At 62.2% G+C, this 20,063-nt stretch carries 22 protein-coding genes and 1 pseudogene; 9 read left to right on the top strand and 14 right to left on the bottom strand.

Annotated elements, in window-relative coordinates:
• The first annotated feature begins 94 nt into the window (after positions 1 to 94).
• Both RZS28_RS05865 and irrA read left to right on the top strand, forming a co-directional pair.
• Positions 95 to 1,087: an alpha/beta fold hydrolase gene (locus RZS28_RS05865; protein WP_407340395.1), complete on the top strand. Its 993-nt coding sequence runs from the start codon at positions 95 to 97 to the stop codon at positions 1,085 to 1,087.
• A 211-nt stretch (positions 1,088 to 1,298) separates the two neighbouring features.
• Entirely contained in the window at positions 1,299 to 1,772 is a 474-nt protein-coding gene (gene irrA / locus RZS28_RS05860; protein WP_407340394.1) for an iron response transcriptional regulator IrrA, read from the top strand.
• Positions 1,773 to 1,952: 180 nt separating this feature from the next.
• On the opposite strand, the gene RZS28_RS05855 is transcribed toward irrA, so the two are convergent.
• From RZS28_RS05855 to rph, 6 genes are all read right to left on the bottom strand, one after another.
• Complete coding sequence (locus RZS28_RS05855; protein ID WP_407340393.1) at positions 1,953 to 2,462, bottom strand: hypothetical protein; 510 nt, start codon at positions 2,460 to 2,462, stop codon at positions 1,953 to 1,955.
• A 48-nt stretch (positions 2,463 to 2,510) separates the two neighbouring features.
• Positions 2,511 to 2,765 carry a hypothetical protein gene (locus tag RZS28_RS05850; protein WP_407340392.1) on the bottom strand — a complete coding sequence of 85 codons (255 nt, stop codon included), beginning with the start codon at positions 2,763 to 2,765 and terminating at the stop codon, positions 2,511 to 2,513.
• A 251-nt stretch (positions 2,766 to 3,016) separates the two neighbouring features.
• Positions 3,017 to 3,910 carry an SDR family oxidoreductase gene (locus RZS28_RS05845; protein ID WP_407340391.1) on the bottom strand — a complete coding sequence of 298 codons (894 nt, stop codon included), beginning with the start codon at positions 3,908 to 3,910 and terminating at the stop codon, positions 3,017 to 3,019.
• 56 nt (positions 3,911 to 3,966) lie between these two features.
• Positions 3,967 to 4,272 (bottom strand): hypothetical protein, encoded by a 306-nt coding sequence (locus RZS28_RS05840; protein WP_407340390.1) that lies wholly within the window; start codon positions 4,270 to 4,272, stop codon positions 3,967 to 3,969.
• 85 nt (positions 4,273 to 4,357) lie between these two features.
• The gene (gene rdgB / locus RZS28_RS05835; RefSeq protein ID WP_407340389.1) at positions 4,358 to 4,990 is read right to left on the bottom strand and encodes an RdgB/HAM1 family non-canonical purine NTP pyrophosphatase; all 633 of its coding nucleotides are present in this window, start codon (positions 4,988 to 4,990) and stop codon (positions 4,358 to 4,360) included.
• Between the two features lies 1 nt (position 4,991).
• Positions 4,992 to 5,705, bottom strand: a complete 714-nt coding sequence (gene rph, locus RZS28_RS05830) for a ribonuclease PH (RefSeq protein WP_407340388.1) — start codon at positions 5,703 to 5,705, stop codon at positions 4,992 to 4,994.
• A gap of 161 nt (positions 5,706 to 5,866) precedes the next feature.
• Here rph and RZS28_RS05825 point away from each other — a divergent pair, with 161 nt between their 5' ends.
• Complete coding sequence (locus RZS28_RS05825; RefSeq protein WP_407340387.1) at positions 5,867 to 6,208, top strand: hypothetical protein; 342 nt, start codon at positions 5,867 to 5,869, stop codon at positions 6,206 to 6,208.
• A 21-nt stretch (positions 6,209 to 6,229) separates the two neighbouring features.
• Here the strand turns inward: RZS28_RS05825 and RZS28_RS05820 are convergent, their stop codons facing one another.
• Together RZS28_RS05820 and RZS28_RS05815 are read right to left on the bottom strand one after the other, a co-directional pair.
• A complete protein-coding gene (locus tag RZS28_RS05820; protein WP_407340386.1) occupies positions 6,230 to 6,763 on the bottom strand; it encodes an adenine phosphoribosyltransferase in 534 nt (177 codons plus the stop codon).
• Entirely contained in the window at positions 6,760 to 7,635 is an 876-nt protein-coding gene (locus RZS28_RS05815; protein ID WP_407340385.1) for an S-methyl-5'-thioadenosine phosphorylase, read from the bottom strand. Before RZS28_RS05815 ends, RZS28_RS05820 begins: the two co-directional genes overlap by 4 nt.
• A 248-nt stretch (positions 7,636 to 7,883) precedes the next feature.
• Between RZS28_RS05815 and RZS28_RS05810 the strand changes: the two genes are divergently transcribed.
• Entirely contained in the window at positions 7,884 to 8,582 is a 699-nt protein-coding gene (locus RZS28_RS05810; protein WP_407341056.1) for an orotate phosphoribosyltransferase, read from the top strand.
• A gap of 163 nt (positions 8,583 to 8,745) precedes the next feature.
• Here the strand turns inward: RZS28_RS05810 and RZS28_RS05805 are convergent, their stop codons facing one another.
• Entirely contained in the window at positions 8,746 to 9,942 is a 1,197-nt protein-coding gene (locus tag RZS28_RS05805; protein ID WP_407340384.1) for a glycosyltransferase family 2 protein, read from the bottom strand.
• An 82-nt stretch (positions 9,943 to 10,024) separates the two neighbouring features.
• Between RZS28_RS05805 and RZS28_RS05800 the strand changes: the two genes are divergently transcribed.
• A complete protein-coding gene (locus RZS28_RS05800) occupies positions 10,025 to 11,032 on the top strand; it encodes an aldo/keto reductase (RefSeq protein WP_407340383.1) in 1,008 nt (335 codons plus the stop codon).
• 4 nt (positions 11,033 to 11,036) lie between these two features.
• Here RZS28_RS05800 and RZS28_RS05795 read toward each other — a convergent pair whose 3' ends face one another.
• The 3 genes from RZS28_RS05795 to RZS28_RS05785 all read right to left on the bottom strand — a co-directional run bounded on the left by RZS28_RS05795 (position 11,037) and on the right by RZS28_RS05785 (position 13,790).
• Positions 11,037 to 12,023, bottom strand: coding sequence for an NAD(P)-dependent oxidoreductase (locus tag RZS28_RS05795; RefSeq protein ID WP_407340382.1), 987 nt, complete (start codon positions 12,021 to 12,023; stop codon positions 11,037 to 11,039).
• 136 nt (positions 12,024 to 12,159) lie between these two features.
• Positions 12,160 to 13,314, bottom strand: coding sequence for an isopenicillin N synthase family dioxygenase (locus tag RZS28_RS05790; RefSeq protein WP_407340381.1), 1,155 nt, complete (start codon positions 13,312 to 13,314; stop codon positions 12,160 to 12,162).
• Between the two features lie 20 nt (positions 13,315 to 13,334).
• Positions 13,335 to 13,790: an Lrp/AsnC family transcriptional regulator gene (locus RZS28_RS05785; RefSeq protein WP_407341055.1), complete on the bottom strand. Its 456-nt coding sequence runs from the start codon at positions 13,788 to 13,790 to the stop codon at positions 13,335 to 13,337.
• 226 nt (positions 13,791 to 14,016) lie between these two features.
• Here RZS28_RS05785 and ssuD point away from each other — a divergent pair.
• A pseudogene (ssuD, locus tag RZS28_RS05780) lies at positions 14,017 to 15,194 on the top strand (FMNH2-dependent alkanesulfonate monooxygenase).
• 27 nt (positions 15,195 to 15,221) lie between these two features.
• On the opposite strand, the gene RZS28_RS05775 reads toward ssuD, so the two are convergent.
• Positions 15,222 to 15,827: a YcgN family cysteine cluster protein gene (locus RZS28_RS05775; RefSeq protein ID WP_407340380.1), complete on the bottom strand. Its 606-nt coding sequence runs from the start codon at positions 15,825 to 15,827 to the stop codon at positions 15,222 to 15,224.
• 258 nt (positions 15,828 to 16,085) lie between these two features.
• Here RZS28_RS05775 and RZS28_RS05770 point away from each other — a divergent pair, with 258 nt between their 5' ends.
• From RZS28_RS05770 to RZS28_RS05760, 3 genes are all read left to right on the top strand, one after another.
• Positions 16,086 to 18,221, top strand: a complete 2,136-nt coding sequence (locus tag RZS28_RS05770) for a transglycosylase domain-containing protein (RefSeq protein WP_407340379.1) — start codon at positions 16,086 to 16,088, stop codon at positions 18,219 to 18,221.
• A gap of 89 nt (positions 18,222 to 18,310) precedes the next feature.
• On the top strand, positions 18,311 to 18,955 hold the full coding sequence (locus RZS28_RS05765; RefSeq protein ID WP_407340378.1) for a DUF1214 domain-containing protein: 645 nt from the start codon (positions 18,311 to 18,313) through the stop codon (positions 18,953 to 18,955).
• The gene (locus RZS28_RS05760; RefSeq protein ID WP_407340377.1) at positions 18,952 to 19,536 is read left to right on the top strand and encodes a hypothetical protein; all 585 of its coding nucleotides are present in this window, start codon (positions 18,952 to 18,954) and stop codon (positions 19,534 to 19,536) included. The genes RZS28_RS05765 and RZS28_RS05760 overlap by 4 nt, the downstream gene beginning before the upstream one ends.
• Before the next feature lie 135 nt (positions 19,537 to 19,671).
• On the opposite strand, the gene RZS28_RS05755 is transcribed toward RZS28_RS05760, so the two are convergent.
• Positions 19,672 to 19,875, bottom strand: a complete 204-nt coding sequence (locus RZS28_RS05755; protein ID WP_407340376.1) for a hypothetical protein — start codon at positions 19,873 to 19,875, stop codon at positions 19,672 to 19,674.
• Positions 19,876 to 20,063 lie beyond the last annotated feature (188 nt).

The raw sequence follows: 20,063 nt of genomic DNA, 5'->3' as shown, positions 1-20,063 counted from the left end.
TTCACTGACATCAGATATGAATGTCCCACCCACTCGGCGGTCGTCTGCCGAATGCTTTCCTGCGCGGCGCGCGAAGCGGCTCCTATTTGCCGTCTTGTCTCTTTCGCTCTTATCCGTCTGGCCCGCTTCGCCGGAGGCGGGAGCAGTCTATGGCCCGGAGTTGGAGGGTTTTGATTATCCTTTCCCGGTCAAGCTTTTCGACTTCGCCTCGCAACGCCAAAGCCTGCATATGGCCTATATGGAGGTCGCGCCCGCCAAGCCCAACGGCCGGACCGTCGTCCTTCTGCACGGCAAGAATTTTTGCGCCGCGACGTGGGAGGCGACCATCAAGGCCTTGAGCGAAGCAGGCTACAGGGCGATCGCGCCGGACCAGATCGGCTTTTGCAAATCGAGCAAGCCGGAACGCTACCAATATAGTTTCCAACAGCTGGCGCGGAACACCCATACGCTGCTGGAGTCGCTCGCGGTCAAGGACGCGACCATCATTGGACATTCGACCGGCGGCATGCTCGCCATCCGCTACGCTCTCATGTATCCGCAAGAGGTCGAGCAGCTGGCGCTCGTCAATCCAATCGGCCTCGAAGATTGGAAGGCCAAGGGCGCGCCTTCGCTCAGCGTCGATCAATGGTGCGAGCGAGAATTGAAAACCACGGATGAGAGTATTCGCAATTATGAAAGGGCCACCTATTACGCCAATCAATGGCGGGACTCTTATGAGCCATGGGTGCAGATGCTGGCCGGCATGTATCGCGGTCCCGGCCGCGCGCAAGTCGCCTGGAGCTCGGCGCTCATTTACGACATGATCTACACCCAGCCCGTCGTCTATGAATTGGGTCAGGTGAAGCCCCCAACTCTTCTTCTCATCGGCGATAGGGATACGACGGCGATTGGCAAGGATCTGGCGCCGCCCGAGGTCCGGGCGCAGCTTGGCCGCTATCCGGAGCTTGCAAGGCTAGCCGAAAAAGCCATCCCCAACGCCAGGCTCGTCGAATTCCCCGAACTCGGCCATGCGCCGCAGATCCAGGACCCGGAGACATTTCACAAGGCGCTGCTCGAGGGCCTGCAGGATCTCAGAGGCCGGAAATAGGTTTTTGCGCCGCGGCGGCTCATGCGCAGAAGAGAGACCCGCGTAAGAAAGTCTTCGCCTGCTCGCGCGCAGCAGCAGCGGCGCAGCCGTCCGACTTTTGGGCTGAAACGGCGCGCTAGCCTAGAAATATTCTAAAAGTTGCTTTCTTTCTTGTAGACGGCACGGAAATTGTTTTACTCTCTTGCGGCGCTAGAGCGAAGGCGGGGATGTTATGTTCAAGTTCATGGAAGATTGCAGGCCCGAGGCTCCGAGAGCTGCGAACCTCCCGAGTCGCTCGCTCTTGGAAAAATATGGCCTTCGGGCGACGCGGCAACGTCTGGGTCTTGCAAAGCTTCTGTTCAGCAAGGGGGACAGGCATTTGACCGCGGACGCCCTCGCGGTTGAGGCGCATGCGGCCCGCATTCCGGCTTCTCTGGCGACCATCTACAATGTGCTCAATCTCTTTGCGCAAGTGGGCCTGGTTCGCAGTCTCCCGATCGAAGGCGCCAAGACGGTCTTTGATACGAACACCAGCGACCACAGCCATTTCTTCTTCGAGGACACAGGCGAGGTGTGCGATATCTCGGCGCATGAAATAAGATTGGCTGGCGATATAGAACCTCCGGACGGCTATGAAATCGTCAGGGTTGACGTCGTTGTCCGGCTGCGCCCCAAGATGCAATCGCCGGTCGCGATCAAAGCCTGATCGCCCCTTCGGCCAGGCGGCTTGGCCGCAGAGGCTCCGCGCTCCGTCAAGAGCGCGTCTCGCTCGCGCCGAAGCGCTTTCGATTTTGCGCCTGGCGTCATTCCCCATGATTTAAGTCCGGGCCTGCCCCCGGGGGGGCGCCACGCCGGCGCAACGAAGAATCGGCGCGCGCCCTGTAGCTTATTGCAGCGTATGCGCATGGCCGCCATGCGGCGCGGTCGCCAATTCGGGCGCGGGCTTGATCGACGAAAGAACAAACCTTCGAACTTTCAAGGCTTGAGCGAGCGACCGGCTGGTCATTATCAGGACGTGAACCTGATCGGTTCCAAGCAGGTCGGCGGCGGCGGAAAATTCGCGTTCGAGATCATTGCGCTGGGATGCCGCGACAAGACAGAGAGCCAGATATTCGTCGCGAAGCAGACAACGGCAAACGTCCGGCCGCCATTCGATCGTCCTCTTCGCCTGCTCGTTCAAGGTCCGCGTGAGCAGATGAAACTCACTGTAGAGCACCTTGGCGGAATCCTCCGAGACGAAGCGCAGCAATGCGTCCCAGGCGAAGTCCCAGCAGAAAATATCGCGCGAAGCATAGCCCGCCATCCAATAGCGAAATTGCGCGAAGAACAGGTTCTCCGCTGGGGCGTCTGCGTGAATGGCGGCGATCTGCGCGCCCGGTCTTTTATGCGAGCCCATGCTTGTCTCCATGAGAAAGTGATCGAATGAGAAAAACGCGGCCCGCGCTCATGCGACGTTCGAAAGGGCCGGCGGCGCCGAGGCCTCGACCCAGTTGCGCCGCGCAATGCGGCGGGCGGCGAATTCGCGCGCTGTCGCCTCCAGGCATTCATCGACGCATTGGCCGTGATAATGGACTTGCAAGGCGGCAAAGCAGAGCTGGGTCAGCTCGTCGAGCTTCGTTAAGTCTCGATCCACATTCGAGCTGATCGCCTCGTTCAATATTTTATTTATTCTAATTCGTTCCTTGATCATGTCGCACATTATAGCCTCCATTTGCTAATATACGAAAGAATAAGCAAATAAAGCTGGACTTCAAGAAATATGTTTTTGATTTGTTCTAATTAAGCATAAGCAAATCATCCTGTTCTATATTCCGGCGTGCAAGTTCGGGTTGCGGTTGCGCGCGCCCAATTCGGGCATGGCGATGAAGACATCGTCGGCGATTGCGATTCCCAGCGGGCGATAGTTTCGCGCCAGCGCCGACCGCGCGGGGGCTCCATTCTTGCCTGGGGCTATCGGCCTGCGCCCGCCGCGGACACGCCAGGCGACGGCGGCCAGGTCATGCCCGTCTGTTGCAGGCTGACGTCCCAAAGCCGCTCCTGCACGGCTTCGTCATAGCTCGCGTCCGAGGAGCGCGCCGGCTTGCATTTGTCGAAATATTTGCCATTGACGCCCGCGGCCTCTGCCGAAGCGGCGAGGAAGATGGAGGTCGCCGCGCCTTGTTCCGGCGTGGTCAGCCAAGGCGTGACCGCGGCGAACACAAGCTTGAAAAGCCCATTCATATCGCGCGCGATGCCGGTGGCGACGACGCCCGGATGCAGGCAATTCGCTGAGACGCCTGCGTTCTCAAGGCGCCGGGCCAGTGCGTAGGTGAACAAAATGTTCGCGAGCTTCGACCTGCCATAGGTCTTGAAGCCGGAATAGTTTCGCGCGCTCTGCAAATCATCGAAATCGAGCGCGACTCCGACATGCGCCTTCGAGGCGACGTTGATCACCCTCGCCGGCGCGCTCGCCTTCAGGCTGTCCAAGAGCTCGAGCGTGAGGAGAACATAGGCGAGATGATTGAGCGCCCAGGTCCGTTCGAAGCCGTCGACGGTCGTTTCGCGCTTGGTGAAGATAGCCCCGGCATTATTGATGAGAATGTCGAGCCGATCCTGCGTCCGTCTGAATTCATCCGCGAGGCGCCGCACCTCGGCTTGCGAGGAAAGATCCGCGAGGAGAAAGTCAATCTGGTCGTTGCCGGCCTCCTGCCGGAGCCAACGCGCGGTCTCGGCGGTCCGGCCGGCGTCGCGTCCGACGATCACGACGCGCGCGCCCTGGCGGGCGAGGCCCAAAGCGGTCTCCCTGCCAATGCCGAAAGTGGCGCCGGTGATCAGGCAGGTCTTGCCTTGCAAGGCATTGGACATCGCGGCTCCCCGACCAACACTTGGAAACGCCTGTGGCTCATCGTCGGCCGAAGCCCTTAGGGCCGAGCGATCCGGGTCCCTGCGGCGACGCGGCGGCTGGCCTTGCGCTCCACGACGACGGTCCGGGTGGTCTTTTCGCGGCCATTCGAGGTCACGATATGCTCGCTCCTGCGCGAGGGCGCCGACTTCAGCAGTTCCGCGCGCACCTCATCGACAGGCAAGTCCATCAGCGCGGCGGCGATCTCGACCTGCTCGAGCAGTTGGTCGGTCAGTCCCTGCGCCGCGATGATCGCTTCCTTGAGGGTTGGCGGATCATTTCGCACCCGCCGCGAACCAAATTTGGTGTTCCAGACAGCAGCCATGCCCAGCTTTCCTTCACGCCACCGGCGCACCTTATTGCGCTGCAACAGAATATTGTGCGCGGCACCCGAAATCAAGGCGGAGGGCTCAGGTATTATCGACGCAGGCTCGAGCGAAAGCCTGGAATGCTCTTGCCCGATGCGACAGGCCCGGCGACCCATCGGACGGAATCGAATGTTTTTCCTCCAAGGACATTTCACCAAAAGTCTTTGTCAAACCCTCGGGCAGGAAGATCGGATCATAGCCGAATACGAGAGAACCGCGCGGCGGAAAGACGAGCTCGCCGAAAACCTTGCCTTCGAAGCTTCGGGTCTCGCCATCCGGGAAGGCGAGGGAGAGGATGCAGACGAAATGGGCCTTGAACGGCGGCCGCGCTCCCACATTCAGCAAGGCCTGCTCGACTTTCTTTCGAGCCACGGCGAAATCGCGCGAGGGACCCGCCCAGCGCGCCGAATAAATGCCCGGCGCGCCCTCGAGAGCCTCGACGCAAAGGCCCGAATCATCGGCGAGCGCCGGCAGATTGGCGCCGGCCGCCGCCGCCCGCGCCTTGAGTTCGGCATTGGCGACGAAGGTTTCGCCGGTTTCTTCGGGCTCGGGCAGGTTGAGTTCGCGCGCGGAGACGCCGTCGACGCCGAAATGCTGGAGAAGCTCGCGCATTTCGGCGAGCTTCCCGAGATTATGCGTCGCTATGACAAGTTTTCCCTCGAGCCGGCGCGCCATGTCAGGCGACCGCGTTTTTCTGCAGCTCTATGAGCTTTGTGATCCCGACCTTCGCCAAAGTCATCATGGCGAGCAGTTGAACGTCGGTGAACACGGCGGCTTCGGCGGTCGCCTGCACCTCGACCAGGGAGCCCCCGCCCGTCATGACGAAATTGGCGTCGGTCTCGGCCGCCGAATCCTCGGCATAGTCGAGATCGAGGACAGCTTCGCCATTCGAGATGCCGCAGGAAATGGCCGCGATATGGTCGCGGAGGGGATGATCCTTGATGATCGAGCGCCCGTGCATCCATTTTAGGCAATCGTGTAAGGCGACCCAGGCGCCGGTGATCGAGGCCGTCCTTGTGCCGCCATCGGCCTGGATGACGTCGCAATCGAGGGTGATCTGACGTTCGCCAAGGGCCTGAAGATTGGTGACGGCGCGCAAGCTGCGGCCGATCAGGCGCTGAATCTCCTGCGTTCGCCCGGATTGCTTGCCGGACGTCGATTCCCGTTTCGTGCGCGTATGAGTCGCCCGCGGCAGCATGGCGTATTCGGCGGTGACCCAGCCGCGCCCCTGGCCGCGCAGCCATGCCGGCGGCTTGTCTTCGAGCGAGGCGGTGCAAAGCACATGGGTGCCGCCGAACTTGATGAGGCAGGAGCCTTCGGCGTAGCGCGCCACATTTCGTTCTATCGTGACGGGCCGCAATTCATCGGCGGAGCGATGGGAAGGACGCATGAAAGCTCCCAGTGAGGTGAGGGTCGCTTCTAGTTGCTTGCCTGCATTTGCGCAACTGCCGGTTTTCGCGTCTGGCGAATCCTTGCTCCCGACGCTAAAACCGGCGGAACTTCCCCCAGATCTTGCGGCGAGCCGAGCGGCTTGTCGCCGAAAGGCACGCTATGCGCAGACTCCCCCTTGTCGCGGCAATCTTCATCTTGTTCGCCGCCCCTGCTCGCGCGGAAAAGCCGACGCGATTCTGGAACCTTACGTCTGCGACCGTGACAGAGTTCCGTCTCGCGCCCGCGGGAACCGACAAATTCGGCGAGAACCAATGCTTGAACGACAAGGATAAAAGCGTCGATCATGACGAACGCCTGAAGATCACGGGCGTCGCGTCAGGCGCCTATGACGTGAAGATCGGATTTCCGGATGGCCGCGTCTGCCAGGTCAAAGGACTTGCGATCGAGGCCGGAAAGGTCTTTTCGATCGAGGACAAGGATCTTGTCGATTGCTCCAAATAGGTGCGGCGACGCGCTGGGGCGTCAATGCCCCTCAAAGGAGATCAAGGTCCGCACCGGCACGCCCAAAGCTTCGATCTTCTTGGCGCCGCCGAGTTCGGGCAGGTCGATGACGAAACAGGCCGCCACGACATCCGCGCCGATCTTTTTTAGAAGTCCGACGGCGCCCGTCGCCGTCCCGCCGGTGGCGATCAGATCATCGACGAGAATCACTCTCTCGCCCGCCTCCACCGCATCATCGTGCATCTCCATCTCATCGAGCCCATATTCGAGCGAATAGGCGATCGAGACCGTTGTATGCGGGAGCTTGCCCTTCTTGCGGATCGGCACGAAGCCGGCCGAAAGCTGATGCGCCACGGCCCCTCCCAAGATAAACCCCCGCGCCTCCATGCCGGCGACCTTATCGATCTTCGTGCCAGCCCAGGGCTGCACCAATTCGTCGATGGCGCGGCGAAAGGCGCGGGCGTTGCCGAGCAGCGTCGTGATGTCCCGGAACATAATTCCGGGTTTCGGATAATCCGGAATGGTGCGGATTGCGCTTTTGAGGTCGAGAGTCATGAATTGCCGACCCTTTGCATGATCGCCTCCAGTTTTTTCATGAGATCGGGGTCCCGCGCTGCCTGCGCCGTCAAGAGCGCATTGTCCAGGGCGCAATCCGAGCCGACCGGGCATAGCTCGTGCTCGGCCGGAAAGTCGCGCAGCAGGCGAGCCAGAAGCCGCGCGGCGTTGCCGGCGTTGGCCTGCACGATCTTGATGACCGAGGCGACGTCGACGTCGTCATGGTCAGGATGCCAGCAGTCATAATCCGTGACCATGGCGATCGTCGCATAGGAGATTTCCGCCTCGCGCGCGAGCTTGGCTTCGGGCATGGCGGTCATGCCGATGACGTCATAGCCGGCCGCCTTATAGGTTCTGGATTCCGCCAGCGAGGAGAATTGCGGACCTTCCATGCACACGTAAGTTCCGCCGGTGAGGCAAGGAATGTCTTCCGCCTCCGCGGCCAGGGCGATCCTCGCCTGCAGCGCCGGCGCGATTGGATGGGCCATGGACACATGGGCGACGCAGCCATTGCCGAAAAACGAGCTTTGCCGCGAAAAGGTCCGGTCGACGAATTGGTCGATCAGGACGAACAGGCCCGGATAGAGCTCCTCCTTGAAGGAGCCGCAGGCGGAGACCGATACGATGTCGGTGACGCCCGCGCGTTTCAGCGCGTCGATATTGGCGCGGTAATTGATGCCGGAGGGCGACAGGACATGGCCGCGCCCGTGGCGGGGCAGAAAAACCGCCTCCGTCGCGCCGACGCGGCCGAAACGCAGCGCGTCGGACGGCTCGCCCCAAGGGGTCGCGACGCGCTCCTCCCGAATGTCTTCAAGGCCCGGCAGCTCATAGACGCCTGATCCGCCGATAACGCCCACGATTGCTTTTGTCATTCCCGCTCCGGTTTCATGAGCGTCGCAGTTTTAACGTCGCCGCGCGCCAGCGCAAGGCGCCGTATCAAAACCAGGGATCAAACACTTAGTCGAAGCATGTGTGGGTCCGATTGGAACGAGCAGGCTCTGAAAAATTTGGCAACTGCCGCCGGGCGACGAAGCGGAACGAACCCCGCTTGACCTAGCCGGGCTGGCGGGCGAGGAGAGACCGCGCGTCAAAGAAAGAAAAAACCTTGCCGGTGAACCAAATGTCCTTGCCCTGGCCCGAAAAGCAAATCATCGCTCGCGAGACAGCCAAGGCGCTGATCGAGGTGAAGGCCATCCTCTTCAATTCCGAGGCGCCTTTCATCTTCACCTCGGGCTGGGCGAGCCCGGTCTATACCGATATGCGCAAGATCATTTCCTATCCGCGCCTGCGCAATCGTCTCATTGATTTCGCCGTCACGGTGATCGAGCGCGAGATCGGCTATGAGAGCCTCGACGTGATCGCAGGCGGCGAGACGGCGGGCATTCCTTTCGCGGCCTGGCTTTCGGACCGGCTGATGCTGCCGATGCAATATATTCGCAAGAAGCCGAAAGGGTTTGGCCGCAACGCTCAGATCGAGGGCGATCTCCATGATGGCGGGCGCGCCCTTCTCGTCGAGGACCTCGCCACGGATGGGCGCAGCAAGGTCAATTTCTGCAACGCCTTGCGCGAGGCGGGGCAGCGCTGCGACCATGCTTTCGTGTTTTTCTTCTACGGCATATTTCCGCAGACGCAGGCGCTCATGGCCGAGCTTGGCGTCACCTTGCATTATCTGACGACATGGCGGGACGTGCTCGCTGCGGCGCGCGAAAGCCATTCCTTCGAACGCTCGACCCTCGATGAAGTCGAGAAATTCCTGTCCGACCCCGCAAGCTGGTCGGCGGCGCATGGGGGGATCGCCGAGTTCAAGCCGGCGGGTTGATTCTCGGCGTGCTTAGCACAGAACCTAAGCCCTCACCCTGAGGAGGCCTGAAAGGCCGTCTCGAAGGGCGAGGGCGCCTTAAAAGTCGGCGCGCGCGGCCATCCTTCGAGACGCCCACTTCGTGGGCTCCTCAGGATGAGGGCGAGGCCTTTAAGTCAGGCGCTTAACGCAGGCGCCGGATCTCGGCCCAAGGGACGCGGCTCGCGAGCATCAAAGCCTTGGCATGGAGCGGCCCTAGAACCCGTGCGAAAATCTTGAAGTAATTGACGAGCCCGCTCGCAAGCCGGGACCGTCGTGCCCAGGGCGGTCCGGCGCGATCGGGGTTCGGACAGTCGAGCCGCCACAAAAGCCTCGCGTAATCGAACTTGGTCCAGCCGAGCCCGACGAAACGATCGGCGCGCTCGATCAGATGATCGATGAGATAGGCCTTCGCCAGCGCATTGCTGTCGCCGGCGCCGCCCGGCTCATAGCAAAGGACATGGTTCAATTGCGGCCGGCGCGAATAGACATTGCCGCCATGGAGCCGATAGACCGCGACCGCCTGGTCGATCAAAACGCTGCCGCTCACAGCGTTTATCCCAAGGCAGAAATAAATGTCGGTTCCGGTCCTGAGCCCGCGCAAGGAGGGGCTGTCCGCGAACAGCGCCAGCGCGTCGCGGCGAAAGCAATTGGCCGAAGTCGGCGCCCAGACCCATTGATTGGCGCCCATCGGGACAAAGCGGATCGTGTCGAGGATGGAGCGATCGAAGCTTTCGTCCGGCCATGGCGGACCCAGGACATGCCGGTAAGGCCGCGCCGCATCGCGCTTGACGAAGGGCCGCTCCAGAATGGTGCGATTGAACGCGTGCTCGGTGCCGAGAACCACTTGGTCATCGACGACCTGGATCATGTCGCCCGAGGTGAAGCCGACATGAACGCGCAGCGAAAGATGGACGAAGACATGCGTCTCGACGCAATGGGGAAGCAAAAGATCGTCGGCGTCGACAAAAATGACGTAATGACCGTTTGAGGCCGCGAAACCGTCGAGCGCCGCGGGCGTCTGCCCGTCATTCGTCGTCCGTCGAACGATTTTCACATTCGGGCGGCATTGCTCGATCTGGCGCAAAACCTCGCCGCTTTCATCGGTCGAGGCATTGTCCACAATCACGCATTCAATATTCGGATAGGTCTGCTCGAAGATGGAGTCGACTGTAGCCCCGAGAAAGCGCCCGTAATTGAAATTGATGACGATGACGCTGACGAGGGGCAGGCGAAGCGATTTCTTGTCGCCGCCAAGTCCCGAGGCAAGTCCCGAGGCGGAAATGCTCGTCGCGGCGCCCGCGGCCTCCATGGTCTGATCCTTGTCTTCAAATGGACGCATGTTCGCGCATCTCGTCCCGCTGTTATGATAGAAATCCATCGCTGACAATGATTGCGCAAGCTGCGCGTCTGAGAGAGGCCGCATGTCCAATCCGCGTTCGCCTTCCGTCACCAGTTTCCGCCGCCTCGGCGCGAGCGACTTGCGCGTCTCGGCGCTGGGCCTTGGCTGCATGTCCTTTTCCGGCGTTTACGGCCCTTGCGAGGACGCCGACGGCGCGGCGGTCATCAAAGCGGCGCTCAACGCCGGGATAAACTTTCTCGACACGGCGGATATGTACGGCTGGGGCCATAATGAGACGCTCGTTGGCCACGCGATCGCCGGGCGCCGCGACGACATCGTGCTGGCGACGAAATTCGGCCATGTTCTGACGCCTTCGGGCGCGACCGTCATCAATGGGCGGCCGGATTATCTCTTTTCCGCTTGCGACGCGAGCCTAAGGCGGCTCAAGGTCGATCACATCGATCTCTATTACCAGCATCGCGTCGATCCTCAGGTCCCGATCGACGAAACAGTCGGCGCGATGGCAGAGCTGGTGCAAAAGGGCAAGGCGCGGGCGATCGGCCTCTCCGAGGCGCGTCCCGAGACGATACGACGCGCCCATAGAATCTATCCGGTCACGGCGGTGCAGATGGAATATTCGCTGCTATACCGGACCGAGGCGGAAGAGGTGTTGGCCGTGACGCGGGAGCTGGGGATTGGCTTCGTCGCCTATTCGCCGCTCGGGCGCGGCCTTCTTACCGGCGCGGTCAAATCGGCGGGAGACGTCGCCGGCGACCGGCGCGCCCAGCATCCGCGCTTCGAGGCGAAGAATTTCGGGCGCAATCGCAGCCTTGTCGATCGCGTCGCCGACATGGCCAAGTCGAAAGGATGCACGACGGCGCAACTCGCGCTCGCCTTTATCCTCGCGCAAGGCGACGACGTGACGCCGATCCCCGGAACCAAGAAGATCGCGAGGCTCTATGAGAATATCGGCGCGCTTTCGGTCGAGCTTGCCGAAGCGGACCTCGAAGAGCTTGCGGGGCTGGTTCCGCAGGACGCCGTCGCCGGCGAACGCTACCCCGAAGACTCGCTCAAGAACGCCTATCGCTGAGGCGTCAATATCCCCGCACGGGATCGACAAGATCCTCGATCGGCTCGCCGCGCAGATAGCGATCGAGATTCGCCAGGATTTTTTCGGCTACGCGATCGGTCGCCTTGACGTCGCCCCAAGACGTATGCGGCGTGAGCCAGATTTTTGGATGCGAATAGAAGCGATGGCCTTCAGGCGGCGGCTCCGGGTCGGTCACGTCGAGGCTCGCGCCGGCGATGCGTCCTTCATCGAGCGCGGCGAGAAGCGCGTCCTGATCGACGAGGCCTCCGCGCGCGATATTGACAATATGCAATGAGGGTTTGGCATGCGCCAAGGCGCTCGCGTCGAGGATCCGATGCGTCTCAGCGGTCAGCGGCAAGGCCAGCACCAGATGATCGGCCTCGGCAACAAGCGAAGCGAAATCCGGCGCCCGTTCGACATCGGCGTCGAGCGGTCCCTGGCCGCGTCTCAGCGCGCGAATGCGCATCCCGAACGGCCGGGCGCGCGCCGCAATGGCGCGGCCAATCGCGCCAAAGCCGGCAAGGCCCAGACAACGCTCGTGGAGCGCGCCAAGCGGCCGCATTTTCCATTGCGCAGTGTTATGCACTCGGATGGCCGCGAAATCCTTTTCGAAATTGAGCATCGCCGCCAGCACGAATTCCGAGATGGGAATCGCGGCGACGCCCCGCGCGCAAGCGGTGGCTGGCCCTTCGATCAGCCAAGGCGGAAAGGAATCGACTCCGGCTGACATCAGTTGAATGAAGCGCAGCCCAAATGGCCAGCCCGGAGGCGGGCTCGGCGGCGGCGACGCCTGCCAGCAGGATGTCTGGGTGACGAGAACGTCGGCGTCGGGCGGGATCTCCCAGGGCTGCGCGCCCTTGGGGTGCTCGATGATTCGCGGCCGCGACCAATGCGCCGCAAGACGCTCGCCGATTTTGCGCCCGCCTTGATTGACGACGACGGGCGAACGAATGGACGCAGCCTCGCCTGGGCTTGCGAGCAGGTCGGTCATAATTCGCTCCATGAAGCGCGCAGCGATGATCGCGCCGGCGCGATCTGCTTAGAGCGCTTCCTGACCACGCGGAAGCAGGTTTTTCAAAGCGCTCAAATTCTAAAAAGTTGGAGCATGTTTTGATCGAAAAAGTCGATCAACTTTTTCGGAACATGCCCTCGCGTTGGTCCGGCGCGTCAGTAAGGTCCGCGTAATGCCGCTTCGCGACATCCGGATGCGACCGCAGCCTGCCTTTAAGATAATTGGTCCCGACGTGCCGGAACAGGGGATTGTCGGGATCGCTTGCAGGTCCACGCGCCTCGGCTGCGAGCGCCGGCGGAAGCGCGAGCAGGGGCGTTGTCGAATCATGTCTGGCGCCGAGGAAGAAGGCGGCGGACAGACGTTCGGCGCCCGGAGGCGGCGCGACGACGCGATGAACGGTTGCGCGCAAATATCCGTTCGAGGCGAGCTCCAGAAGCTCGCCGATATTGACGACGAATGTGTTGTCGCGCGGCTGCGCCTTGATCCATCGGCCGTCCTGCGCCTCAACCTCGAGCCCGTCTTGGCTGTCTTGGAGCACAAAAGTGAGCAGTCCGCTGTCCTTGTGCGGCCCGACCCCTTGCTCGCTCACAGTCACATTCCGATCTCGCTGTTGCGATGGATCGCCAGCGATGCGATCTCGCTGTTGCGATGGATCGCCAGCGATGCGATCTCGCTGTTGCGATGGATCGGCAGAGATGCGGCCCGGATAGCGAATGATCTTGATATGCTGGTTCGGCGCGCCCTTATAGACAGGCTCGAAGGCGTCGGGGTTTTGTCCAAGGGCCTCGGCGAAAGCGCCGAGCAGCCGGACGGCGACCTTCGTCAGCGCGCTTTGCCAGGCGAGCAGGGCCGGACGCAGTTCCGGCAGAGACTCCGGCCATTGATTGGGACCTTGCAGACGCATCCAGGCCGGAGCGCCGGGCCGCCAGACCGCTTCGCGCTCGGAGTTGATGTCGAATTGCTCGCGCCAGTCGCGCGCGCCGCGCGTGATCTCTCCTCCGGCTTCGGTATAGCCGCGAAAATGGGGCGAATTGACCATTGCGACGGCGCGCTTGCTTTCCTCGGGAAGGGCGAAGAAACGGCGCGCGATCGCCAGAACCTTCGCGTTCTCCTCCGCCGCGACCCCATGTCCCGCCAAATAGAAGAACCCGATCTCCCGCGCGAGGCTGCGCAGCTCGCACAGAAACGCGGTCCGGTCGCGGGCGCCTGCGTCGAGCCGGCCCAAATCGAGGAGCGGAAGCGATGCGGGATCTGGCGCAACCGAATTCATGGCGATTCATCCTTAACGAATCAGCCCGCGATCGGAAAAGCGGTTTCAGACTTGATGTTCTCCAGCGCGAAACGCGACGTCACATTCTTGAGCGGAATGAGATCAATCAAGCGCTTGTAGAAGGCGTCAAAGGACGTGGTGTCGGACGTGACGACGCGCAAGACATAGTCGACGTCGCCCGCCAAACGGTACAGGTCCATCACTTCCTCCATGGCGGCGAGTTCGGCGGCGAAACGCGCCAAAGCCTTGCTCGAATGATCGCCGACCTGGATCGAAACGAAGACCGTGATTCCGAGCCCGAGTTTGGCCGGATCGAGCAGCGCGATGCGGCGCTTGATCACGCCCGAGGCTTCGAGCCGCTGCAGCCGCTTCCAACAGGGCGTTTGCGAAAGTCCAACTTGCGTCGCTATCTCGCAGATCGACAGGGAAGCGTCTTTCTGCACGATGCGTAGAATGCGCCTGTCGATCGCATCCAAGCCCTTAATCTCACTCATCGCAACCTGGTCCGGATCGTTTGAATCAATAGCCTATAATATCTATAGACATTACGAGCGGACCGATTGCAAGCCGACTTTTGCAAGCTTCCTCACACCCGATCGGTCCGATTGACTCGCCATGGCATGCAGTTCATAGACTAAATGGATTAGCTGAAATATGGTTTCGTATCTCGCGGCCGGGAAGCTCATCATAGGACCGCGCATCATGAGCGACATTGCCGCCAAAACCGCGAATGTCCTGTGGTTTCTGCCGACCCATGGCGATGGCCGCTATCTCGGGACGTCGCATGGCGCGCGCGAGGTCTCCTTGCGCTATCTCGCCCAGATCGCCCAGGCGGCCGACGACCTCGGCTATTTCGGCGTGCTTTTGCCGACCGGACGGTCCTGCGAGGATTCCTGGATCGTCGCTTCGGCCCTGGCGCCTCTCACCAGACGCTTGCGCTTCCTCGTGGCGGTGCGGCCGGGCCTGCAATCGCCGGGCGTCGCGGCGCGCATGACCGCGACGCTCGACAGGATCTCTGAAGGAAGGCTCCTGATCAATGTCGTCACCGGGGGCGATCCGGTCGAGAACAAGGGCGACGGAATTTTCCTCGACCATGATGAACGCTACGCCGTCACCGACGAATTCCTGACGATCTACGCCCGCCTCCTTGCGGGCGAGGAGGTCAGTTTCGAAGGCCGGCATTTGCGGGTCGAAGGCGGCAAGCTGATCTTTACGCCGGTTCAGCAACCCGCGCCGCCGCTCTATTTCGGCGGCTCCTCGCCCGCCGGCCAGTTGGTCGCCGCGCGCCATGTCCAGAAATATCTGACCTGGGGCGAGCCGCCTGCGGACGTCGCCGACAAGGTCGCCGCAATGCGGGCGCTCGCCTCCGAGGCTGGGGGCAGCTTGACGTTCGGCATTCGTCTCCATGTGATCGTGCGCGAGAGCTCGGCCGAGGCCTGGGCCGCCGCCGATCAGCTTATCGAGCATGTCGATGACGCGACCATCGCCGAGGCGCAAAAGGCTTTCGCGCGCATGGATTCGGTCGGCCAGCAAAGGATGTCGGCGCTCCACCAGGGCAAGCGCGACGGGCTCGAGATCAGCCCCAATCTCTGGGCCGGCGTCGGGCTCGTGCGCGGCGGCGCGGGGACGGCGCTCGTCGGCGACCCCGATACGGTCGCCGAACGCATGCGGGAATATATGGAGGCCGGAATCGACACGTTCATCCTCTCGGCTATCCGCATCTCGAGGAGGCCTATCGTTTCGCCGAGCTTGTGCTGCCGCGCCTGCCGCTCGCGGAAACGACGCTTGCGCCGCCGACCGCGCGGGCGCATCGCGGCCCGTTCGGCGAAGTGGTCGGCAACAGTTTCGCGCCGGACGACCGCCGCGCTGCGGCCTCGTAAAGGGGAGCCTCGGAGCTTGCCGCCGGTTCAGCCTCGGACGGGTTGCCGCTTGTTTGCCGGTCCAGTGGGCGTCTTTTCCCGACGCGTCTTCGGCTTGGCCTGAGGCGGGGCCTTGCCCGGCCAGGTCACGATGTAGTCCGGATAGTCTTCGAGCTCGACCTGCGTTTCCGACGCCGCGACGCGCCCCTGGACGGAAACCCCCGCCTCATGCACGCTCGAAGCTGAGCCCGAGACGAGCGGATGCCACCAGGCGAGGTCGCGGCCCTCGGCAATCAGCCGATAGGCGCAGGACGGCGGCAGCCAGGTGAGGCTGCGCACCGTCGCCGGGGTCAATTTGATGCAATCATGCACTCTGCGGCGGCGGCGGGCGTAATCGGAGCAGCGGCACTTTTGCGCGTCCAAGAGCTTGCAGGCTATGTCTGTGAAGTGAATCTCGCCGCTATCCTCATCTTCGAGCTTGACGAGGCAGCAGCGGCCGCATCCGTCGCACAGGCTCTCCCATTCGGCGGGCGTGAGCGCGTCGAGCGGCTTTTCCTTCCAAAACGGCTTTTCGGCGGCTGATCCGGCTTCGGCGCCCCGATCTTTTGGGCGCGGCCTCGCGGGGGAGGTGGATCGAGATGAAGACGGCGGCATCGGATAGGGCGACCCGGTTTGGAGGGCGCCCGGGACTTGCGCCTCGCTTTGGCAATCGTCAAGAGGCTTGATAAAGTAGCAGGAGCGACGACATTCTGGGTCGCCCAGCTAGAACATGTCCTGGTCGAAAAAGTTGGTCGACTTTTTCGACCAGGACATGTTTCAGTTCTTTGAATTGAAGCGAGTCGTTTCCGATTTACGCGAGTCGACGCAATCGGGGCGCGCCAAGGAGAGTCAGCTTTGTTCGATGGACCGCGAATGTCGCGCCTTCGCCGCAAGATTGCGCGGGCTCTGCTCGCTTTCGACGCCTACGTCGACTCGACGCTTTATGAGAGCGGGACTCGCGCGCGCGAAAATTACGCGGCCTTTTCCGCCTTCATGGATCGGTTCCATATCGCCGGGTGGCGGCGCGTCCTCAATGAGATCGCCTGCGAGACGCTCACGATCAGCATTGGCGTTGGAATCGTTGCGCTCGCCCTGGCGGTTCCGGCTTTTCAGGAAACTTCCGACGACTGGCTGAAGCAGCAGGATCTCGCCGTGACCTTTCTCGACCGCTATGGCCAGGAGGTCGGGCGGCGCGGCATCAAGCATGATGATTCGGTCTCTTTCGATGAATTGCCGGAACATTTGATCCAGGCTGTGCTCGCCACCGAGGATCGGCGGTTCTTCGACCATTGGGGCGTCGACCTGATCGGCACGCTGCGCGCTTTGACGGTGAACGCGCGGGCGAACACGGTGGTGCAGGGCGGCTCTACGATCACCCAGCAATTGGCGAAGAACCTATTTCTTTCGAACAAGCGGACGCTCGAGCGCAAGATCAAGGAGGCCTATCTCGCGGTCTGGCTCGAGTTCCGTCTGCCCAAGCGCGAGATCTTGCGGCTCTATCTCGATCGCGCCTATCTCGGCGGCGGCGCCTTCGGGGCGCAGGCGGCGGCCGAATTCTATTTCGGCAAGTCGGTGCGCGATCTCTCGCTCGCCGAAGCCGCGATGATCGCCGGCCTGTTCAAGGCGCCGACCAAATATGCGCCGCATGTCAACCTGCCGGCGGCGCGCGCCCGCGCGGCGGATGTCCTGAACAATATGGTCGAGGCCGGATTTCTGACCGAGGGGCAGATTTATGCGGCGCTCCGCAACCCGGCCACGGCGGTGGATCGGAACCGGGACGTCAGCCCGGACTGGTATCTCGATTACGCCTATGACGAGGTCAAGAAACTCTCCGACGCGAAGAAGCTCGGCGACGAGCGCGTGCTCACCGTGCGCACCGGTCTCGACGTCAACGTGCAGAAACATGCCGACGCCACGATCGAGGATCAGTTGCGCCAATATGGCAAGAGCTATCACGCGAGCCAAAGCGCGATGGTGATCTTCGAGCCGCTCGGCGTGCTCCGGGCCATGGTCGGCGGACGCGACTATGGCGAGAGCCAGTTCAATCGCGCCACCGACGCGTTGCGCCAGCCGGGCTCCTCGTTCAAGCCTTACGTCTATGTGACCGCGTTGATGACCGGCAAGTTCAAGCCGACGACCATTGTCGTCGACGCCCCGATTTGCATCGGCAATTGGTGCCCGCACAATTACAAGAACAAATATTCCGGCTCCTTGCCGCTGGTGACGGCGCTGGCGCATTCGCTGAATACCGTCGCGGTGCGCCTGTCGATCGCCATCGGCAATGGCAACCCCAAGGCGGGACGCGCGAAAATCATCGAAACCGCACGGATGATGGGCCTGACGACGCCGCTCGTTGATACGGTCTCTTTGCCGATCGGCGCGGCGGAAGTCACCGTCATCGATATGGCCTCCGCCTATTGCACTTTCGCCAATGGCGGGTTGCGCGCGCCGCCTTACGCCGCCGTCGAGATCATGAACAGCCGCGGCGAGGTGATCTATCGGCATGACCGTGACGCGCCGCCGCCGCATCGGATCATCGAAGCGGAGACGATCGCCACCATGGATTCGATGCTGATGCAGGTCGTCCTGGCCGGCACCGGAAGACGGGCGCAACTCGACAATATCGAAGTCGCCGGAAAAACCGGGACGACGAATGGCTACAAGGACGCCTGGTTCATCGGTTTCACCGGCAATTATGTCGGCGCCGTCTGGTTCGGCAATGACGACGACACCGCGATGAAGGAGATGACCGGCGGCACTTTGCCCGCCGCGACATGGCATGAGATCATGGCCTATGCGCATCAGGGCATCGACTTGAAGCCCTTGCCTGGCAGGCCCGCCCCCACGGTCGCCCATATAGAATCTTCAGCGCCGGCCGCAGCGGCCGGCCCCCGCAGCGGCCGGCCACTCTGTCCGCACGCTCGGCCGAGGCGTTGGGGGCGCTCGAGGACGCGATCAAAACGCAGAAAAACGGCGGGAGGACATGGGTCTCGCTTCGAGCGCCATTGACGGCGCCGCGAAGCCCCGCGAAAACGGCGCGGCGGTGGACAAGGGGGCGGCCGGCGGCGGTTGAGCCGCACCGGCGCTGGATGGCTTTCATGATCGATCGAATGGCGGAAGCTTCGCCAAATCTGCCATTGCCCGGAGGCGAATTGCGGTCCGTCCTGGCGCTTCTCGTCAAATTTCTCTTCGTCGGCGTCCTCGGCGTCGTTCTCGGGCTGGTCGTGACCTTTCTCACGATTGAGCAGGGCAGCGGCTTCAACGCCGTCGCGGCCGGGCCTTGGCTGGCCTTTCCGAGGAACGGGACATTCAATATCGACCCCTACGCGCGGGCGATGCTCGCACATTCCGGCGAAATGCCTTTGGGGGCGTCCGAAGGATTGGCCTTCGTCGCCCGCAGCGACAGCGCCGGCGACGCCTTCGACCCAGATTGCGACTACACGCTGACAGGCGCCGCGCCGCCGGGCCGCTACTGGACGCTGACCTTGCTGTCGCCCTCGGGCTTTCTCATCACAAACAAAGCGCTGCGGCACGGCTTTACCTCGAGCGAAATTCTCCGCGCAGCCGACGGAGGCTTCACGGTTGCAATTTCGCGCGAGGCCCGGCCAGGCAATTGGCTGCCGATCGGCGACGCCCGGAAGTTCATCCTCGTTTTGCGGCTCTACGACACCGAGGTCAGCGCCGTTGCGGTTGCGCTCGACGAGTCGAAGCTTCCGAAGCTAATAAGAGGCGCTTGCCAATGAGCCGGCTCGATCGTGTCTTCGCAGCTCTGCTCTGGGCGCTCGGCGTTTTGTTTGTCGCGGGAATTGTCCATGTCGTGGCCATTTTTATGCTGCCCGGCCTGGAGCCGAAAGACGCTTTCGGACGGCTTTCCGCGCTCGCGCAACCCGCCCAGCTGACTGTCTTGCCGCCCCCGCGTCCGGGCGCGGAGGTCATGCCTTTCTCCGATCCCGCCGTCGCGCAAGGCGTTTGCCTCTTCGACCTTTCGCAAGGCGCAGTGCGTTTGCAGGGCAAGGTCGAGCGCGATCGGCTGTTGACGCTGTCGTTTCGCACGCCCGCCGGCGAGGTCTTCTACTCGATGACGGACCGGGCGGCTCAGCACGGTAGAATCGACGTGCTGGTTCTTAGCCCTGCGCAGCTCGAAGCGCTGGAGGCCGAGGCCGACGATGAAGACGAGCCCCCGCAGGAGCTGCGACTCGTCGCGCCGACGCGCCGCGGAATCATCTTTGTCAGCTCGTTAGCGGCGCTGCCGAGCGAAAGACCCGAAGCGGAAGAACGGATCAAGGCAATTTCTTGCGACGTCGAGCAGACGCCGCAGGAATGAGCCGGCTTTCCGAGCGCTGAATTCTTACGAGCGTCCATAAGGGAAATGCGCCCACGGATCGCTTTGTTTGGGCCGCATCGCGCGGACCCCGATCCGCGCCGAGGCAATGAGTCAAATCGCCGGAAATCGCACCATTTAGGCGATTGGCCGGGCGGACTTGTCGCGAGACTTGTCGGTCCGCTTATCCCCGCCCCGACGCAGGCGTTTCGATTTTGCGCTGGGATCGATCATGCGTTCGCGGCGAACGCCTGTGAAGAGCAGGACCATGCCGGCTTGAACCGGCGTCGACGTCGAGCGCGCGCCGTCCTTCGGCAATCTGAATGCTATGAGTTCGCCCATTGGCTTTGGCCTCCCAACATCAATCGTACCGAAACGCGGGCCCTGATTCGTCCGCCGATGTCAAAATCTATCGCGCGCGCCTTGATAAAGTTTCCGCGCATGACGGAAGATGACATGCGTCATCTCAACGAATTGCAGATGTTTGAACCGCGTGCTCAGACGCGGCTGAAACTGATCTATAATAGCGC

Source organism: Methylocapsa polymorpha (assembly GCF_045689225.1).
In the GTDB taxonomy this organism is placed as follows: Bacteria; Pseudomonadota; Alphaproteobacteria; order Rhizobiales; family Beijerinckiaceae; genus Methylocapsa; species Methylocapsa polymorpha.
The sequence above is the reverse complement of the archived record's forward strand: the minus strand, read 5'-3'. Positions and strand labels throughout refer to the sequence as shown.

Excerpts from the sequence above, each read along its gene's own strand:
- irrA (WP_407340394.1), top strand. The coding sequence starts at position 1,299 with ATGTTCAAGTTCATGGAAGATTGCAGGCCCGAGGCTCCGAGAGCTGCG.
- RZS28_RS05855 (WP_407340393.1), bottom strand. The coding sequence starts at position 2,462 with ATGGGCTCGCATAAAAGACCGGGCGCGCAGATCGCCGCCATTCACGCA.
- RZS28_RS05850 (WP_407340392.1), bottom strand. The coding sequence starts at position 2,765 with ATGTGCGACATGATCAAGGAACGAATTAGAATAAATAAAATATTGAAC.
- RZS28_RS05845 (WP_407340391.1), bottom strand. The coding sequence starts at position 3,910 with ATGTCCAATGCCTTGCAAGGCAAGACCTGCCTGATCACCGGCGCCACT.
- RZS28_RS05840 (WP_407340390.1), bottom strand. The coding sequence starts at position 4,272 with ATGGCTGCTGTCTGGAACACCAAATTTGGTTCGCGGCGGGTGCGAAAT.
- rdgB (WP_407340389.1), bottom strand. The coding sequence starts at position 4,990 with ATGGCGCGCCGGCTCGAGGGAAAACTTGTCATAGCGACGCATAATCTC.
- rph (WP_407340388.1), bottom strand. The coding sequence starts at position 5,705 with ATGCGTCCTTCCCATCGCTCCGCCGATGAATTGCGGCCCGTCACGATA.
- RZS28_RS05825 (WP_407340387.1), top strand. The coding sequence starts at position 5,867 with ATGCGCAGACTCCCCCTTGTCGCGGCAATCTTCATCTTGTTCGCCGCC.
- RZS28_RS05820 (WP_407340386.1), bottom strand. The coding sequence starts at position 6,763 with ATGACTCTCGACCTCAAAAGCGCAATCCGCACCATTCCGGATTATCCG.
- RZS28_RS05815 (WP_407340385.1), bottom strand. The coding sequence starts at position 7,635 with ATGACAAAAGCAATCGTGGGCGTTATCGGCGGATCAGGCGTCTATGAG.
- RZS28_RS05810 (WP_407341056.1), top strand. The coding sequence starts at position 7,884 with ATGTCCTTGCCCTGGCCCGAAAAGCAAATCATCGCTCGCGAGACAGCC.
- RZS28_RS05805 (WP_407340384.1), bottom strand. The coding sequence starts at position 9,942 with ATGCGTCCATTTGAAGACAAGGATCAGACCATGGAGGCCGCGGGCGCC.
- RZS28_RS05800 (WP_407340383.1), top strand. The coding sequence starts at position 10,025 with ATGTCCAATCCGCGTTCGCCTTCCGTCACCAGTTTCCGCCGCCTCGGC.
- RZS28_RS05795 (WP_407340382.1), bottom strand. The coding sequence starts at position 12,023 with ATGACCGACCTGCTCGCAAGCCCAGGCGAGGCTGCGTCCATTCGTTCG.
- RZS28_RS05790 (WP_407340381.1), bottom strand. The coding sequence starts at position 13,314 with ATGAATTCGGTTGCGCCAGATCCCGCATCGCTTCCGCTCCTCGATTTG.
- RZS28_RS05775 (WP_407340380.1), bottom strand. The coding sequence starts at position 15,827 with ATGCCGCCGTCTTCATCTCGATCCACCTCCCCCGCGAGGCCGCGCCCA.
- RZS28_RS05770 (WP_407340379.1), top strand. The coding sequence starts at position 16,086 with ATGTCGCGCCTTCGCCGCAAGATTGCGCGGGCTCTGCTCGCTTTCGAC.
- RZS28_RS05765 (WP_407340378.1), top strand. The coding sequence starts at position 18,311 with ATGATCGATCGAATGGCGGAAGCTTCGCCAAATCTGCCATTGCCCGGA.
- RZS28_RS05760 (WP_407340377.1), top strand. The coding sequence starts at position 18,952 with ATGAGCCGGCTCGATCGTGTCTTCGCAGCTCTGCTCTGGGCGCTCGGC.
- RZS28_RS05755 (WP_407340376.1), bottom strand. The coding sequence starts at position 19,875 with ATGGGCGAACTCATAGCATTCAGATTGCCGAAGGACGGCGCGCGCTCG.